This is a genomic window from Kineococcus glutinatus (assembly GCF_039542765.1).
GTDB lineage: Bacteria > Actinomycetota > Actinomycetes > Actinomycetales > Kineococcaceae > Kineococcus_A > Kineococcus_A glutinatus.
Window position 1 is genome coordinate 1 of sequence record NZ_BAABIL010000538.1, and the last position, 3,678, is coordinate 3,678.

The 3,678-nt window shown below is 76.9% G+C and carries 4 protein-coding genes; 3 read left to right on the top strand and 1 reads right to left on the bottom strand.

What is annotated here, in order from left to right:
• Nucleotides 1-489 (bottom strand): UTP--glucose-1-phosphate uridylyltransferase (locus ABEB16_RS17765; RefSeq protein WP_345713549.1); only part of this gene is annotated, 489 nt, incomplete at its 3' end.
• A 113-nt stretch (nucleotides 490-602) separates the two neighbouring features.
• Between ABEB16_RS17765 and ABEB16_RS17770 the strand changes: the two genes are divergently transcribed.
• From ABEB16_RS17770 to ABEB16_RS17780, 3 genes are all read left to right on the top strand, one after another.
• Nucleotides 603-1,439, top strand: a complete 837-nt coding sequence (locus ABEB16_RS17770; protein WP_345713550.1) for a 5-formyltetrahydrofolate cyclo-ligase — start codon at nucleotides 603-605, stop codon at nucleotides 1,437-1,439.
• 80 nt (nucleotides 1,440-1,519) lie between these two features.
• Nucleotides 1,520-3,112 (top strand): potassium/proton antiporter, encoded by a 1,593-nt coding sequence (locus tag ABEB16_RS17775; RefSeq protein ID WP_345713551.1) that lies wholly within the window; start codon nucleotides 1,520-1,522, stop codon nucleotides 3,110-3,112.
• 134 nt (nucleotides 3,113-3,246) lie between these two features.
• A complete protein-coding gene (locus ABEB16_RS17780; RefSeq protein WP_345713552.1) occupies nucleotides 3,247-3,588 on the top strand; it encodes an FmdB family zinc ribbon protein in 342 nt (113 codons plus the stop codon).
• Nucleotides 3,589-3,678: the final 90 nt, after the last annotated feature.

Below are 3,678 nucleotides of genomic sequence, written 5' to 3' on the forward strand. Positions count from 1 at the left end.
GCTGCCGCCCAGGCGCTCGCGGACCTCGATCATCCGCTCCAGCAGGGGGTCGCGGGCGTCGACGATGTCGTCGCCGAGGAGGACGGCGAACGGCTCGTCCCCCACGTGGTGCTCGGCGACGAGGACCGCGTGCCCGAGGCCCTTGGGGTCGCCCTGGCGGACGTAGTGCACGTTGCCGAGGTCGCTGGACTCCTGGACCTTGGCCAGCTTGGCCTTGTCGCCCTTGGCCTCCAGGGAGACCTCCAGCTCGACGTTGCGGTCGAAGTGGTCCTCCAGCGGCCGCTTGTTGCGGCCGGTGACCATGAGGACGTCGGAGAGGCCGGCGCGCACGGCCTCCTCGACGATGTACTGGATGGCCGGGGTGTCGACCACCGGGAGCATCTCCTTGGGGACCGCCTTGGTGGCGGGCAGGAAACGCGTCCCCTGGCCGGCCACGGGGATCACCGCCTTGCGGACCGTACGGGCGGGGCGCTCGTTCCGTTCGCTCATGGGGCGGAGGGTACCGGCACGCCGTCGCGCGCGGACCTGGCATCGCGCACGCCCAGGGCGCACACTGCAGGTAGCGGGCCGCTGACGGACCGCACCAGCACCAGGGAGCCCGGATGACGCCAGGACCGCCCGCCGCCGACCCCGGGGCGCAGGGCCCCGGGAGCACCGCCCTGGCGGGTGCGGAGCACGCGCCCACCGTCCACCCCGCCCTCGGCGTCCGCCGCGGTGTGCACGTGCGCACCCGCCCCGTGCCGCACCCGGGGCAGCACCCGGGCCGGGGCGGCACGCCCGACGGCGACCCCGGCGACACCCTGGAGCTGGCGGGCGCACCGCACCGGCTGGAGGTGCTCGTCGGCACCCCGCCGGACGTCCGCTCCGACGTCGAGGGGCGCAAGGCGGTGCTGCGGCGCAGCGTGCGCCAGCGCCGGCGGGCCCGCACGGGCGCCGAGGCCGACGCCGTCGACCGCGACCTGGCCCGCAGCCTCACCACCTGCCCGCTGCTGCGGGCGGTGCGCACGGTGGCCTGCTACACCTCGCTGCCCGGCGAGCCCGGCACCCGCGGCGCCCTGGACGCCCTGCAGCGCGACGGCGTCGAGGTGATCGTGCCCGTCCTGCTGCCCGACGCCGACCTGGACTGGACCCCCCGCGCCGACCCGGCACCCCGCACGCTGGGCACCTCCCCCCACCTGCTGGGACCGGGCGCGGTGGCGGAGGTGGACCTGCTCCTCGTGCCGGCGCTGGCCGTCGACACCGAGGGCCACCGCCTCGGGCAGGGCGGGGGCAGCTACGACCGCGCCCTGCGCCGCGTGCCCCCGCGGGTGCCCGTCATCGCCCTCGTCCACGACGACGAGCTGCTGGATGCGGCGGTCTCCCCCGTGCCGACGCTGCCCCACGACCGGCACGTGGACGCCGTCATCACCCCGACCCGGTGGCTCTGGCTGCGGCGCTGACCCGGCGCTGACCCGGCGCTGCGGTCGCGCCGGGGCGGGGCCGGGACGATCACGGAGCGTGCGCCCCGGTACGGTGTTGCATGACGTTGCGCGAGCTCACCCCCGTGCTGCTCCTGGGTGCCGGGGTGCTGCTGGCGGCCGTCGTGGCCGTGCGCCTGTCCGCCCGCACCGGCCTGCCGTCCCTGCTGCTCTACCTGGGCCTCGGCCTGCTGCTCGGCGAGGACGGCCTGGGCATCGCCTTCGACGACGCGCGCCTGACGCAGGTGCTGGGCTACAGCGCCCTCGTGCTCATCCTCGCCGAGGGCGGCCTCACCACCCGCTGGGCCGCCGTGCGGCCGGTGATGGCGCCGGCCGCCGTCCTGGCGACGCTGGGCACGGCGGTGTCGATCGCCGTCACGGCCGCGGCGGCCCACGTGCTGCTCGACGTGCCCTGGGCGCTGGCCCTGCTCGTCGGCGCCGCGGTCTCCTCCACCGACGCCGCCGCGGTGTTCTCCGTGCTGCGGGCCGTGCCGCTGCCGCGGCGCCTCGTGGGGATGCTGGAGGCCGAGTCCGGCCTCAACGACGCCCCCGTCGTCATCGCCGTCGTGGCGCTCACCGACGCCGCCATGGGCGAGGCGTCGCACCCGTGGTGGTTCCTCGTCGGCGAGGCCGTCTTCGAGCTGGTGGCCGGGGCCGCGATCGGCCTGGCCGTGGGGGCCGCGGGCGCCGCGGGGCTGCGGCGCACCGCGCTGCCGTCGGCGGGCCTCTACCCCATCGCGGTGCTGGGGCTCACCGTCGGCGCCTACGCGCTCGCCGACCTCGCCCACGCCTCCGGCTTCCTGGCCACCTACCTGTGCGCGCTCCACCTCGGCAACGCCCGCCTGCCGCACCGGGCCGCCACCCGGGGCGTCGCCGAGGCGTTCGGCTGGCTCGCCCAGATCGGGCTCTTCGTGATGCTCGGCCTGCTGGCCAGCCCCGGTCAGCTGCCCGCACAGGTGCTGCCCGCGCTCGCCGTGGGGATCGCGCTGACGTTCCTGGCCCGCCCGGCGTCGGTGCTCGTCAGCCTGCTGCCCTTCCGGGTGCGCGCCGCCGAGGCGGCCTTCCTGTCCTGGGCGGGGCTGCGGGGGGCGGTGCCCATCGTGCTGGCGACGGTCCCGCTGGTGGCGGGCGTGCCGGGCAGCCAGCGGATCTTCGACCTCGTCGTGGTGCTCGTGACGGTGCAGACCCTCGTGCAGGGGCCGACGCTGCCGTGGGTGGCGCGCGTGCTGCGCCTGCAGACCGACGCGGCGGCGGAGGAGCTGGACGTGGAGGTCTCGCCGCTGGGGACGCTGTCGGCGGACGTGGTCCGGGTGCGGGTGGGGCCGCGCTCGCGGCTGCACGGGGTGGAGGTGTTCGAGCTGCGGCTGCCGGTGGGCGCGAACGTGACGCTCATCGCCCGCGACGGGCGGACGTTCGTCCCCACCCCGCGCACGGCGCTGCAGCACGGCGACGACGTGCTGGTGGTGACGGCGGCCGCCGAGCGGGAGGCGGTGGAGAACCGGCTGCAGGCCATCAGCGCCGGCGGCAAGCTCGCCGGGTGGGGCCCGGCGGAGCGGGGCGCCGGTGGCGGGCAGGACGGCCGGCGCGGCGGGGGTGCGGCGAAGCGGGGTCGCCGGTGGCGCGCACCCCGTATCATTGGCACTCGGCGCGAGTGAGTGCCAGGACGCAAGTGGGCACCGCGAACAGCCGATAGGACAGCAGGACCCCGCACACGGGCAGGACCACCGGACGGGCCCCGCTCGGGGACCACCCGGCCAGACCGCGCCCGCACCGCCGCAGAGGAGACGCCGTGCCCACCTACGCCTACGCGTGCAGCCAGTGCCAGCACCGGTTCGAGGTGCACCAGTCCTTCACCGACGACGCCCTGACGGACTGCCCCGAGTGCGGCGGCCGCCTGCGCAAGCAGTTCGGGTCGGTGGGCGTCGTCTTCAAGGGCTCCGGCTTCTACCGCACCGACTCCCGCGGCAGCTCGACGGCCTCGGAGAAGAGCGGCGCCGGTTCGTCCTCGTCGTCGTCGGCGAGCGGCTCCGCGGCGGGTTCCACCACCCCGAGCCCCGCCGCCGGCTCCTCCAGCGGCTCCACCAAGAGCTCATCCAGCGGCTCCGCGGCCGGTTCGACGCCCGCCGCCTGAGCGCCGGGGCGTCCACAGCCCCACCCGCCGGCCCGCCGGTCCACAGGAGCACCCCGCACGGCCCCGGCCGCGGCGGGGTGCTCCTAGCGT

What these genes read in the sequence shown, in the direction of transcription:
- ABEB16_RS17775 (WP_345713551.1), top strand. Translation starts at nt 1,520, where the DNA reads ATGACGTTGCGCGAGCTCACCCCCGTGCTGCTCCTGGGTGCCGGGGTG.
- ABEB16_RS17770 (WP_345713550.1), top strand. Translation starts at nt 603, where the DNA reads ATGACGCCAGGACCGCCCGCCGCCGACCCCGGGGCGCAGGGCCCCGGG.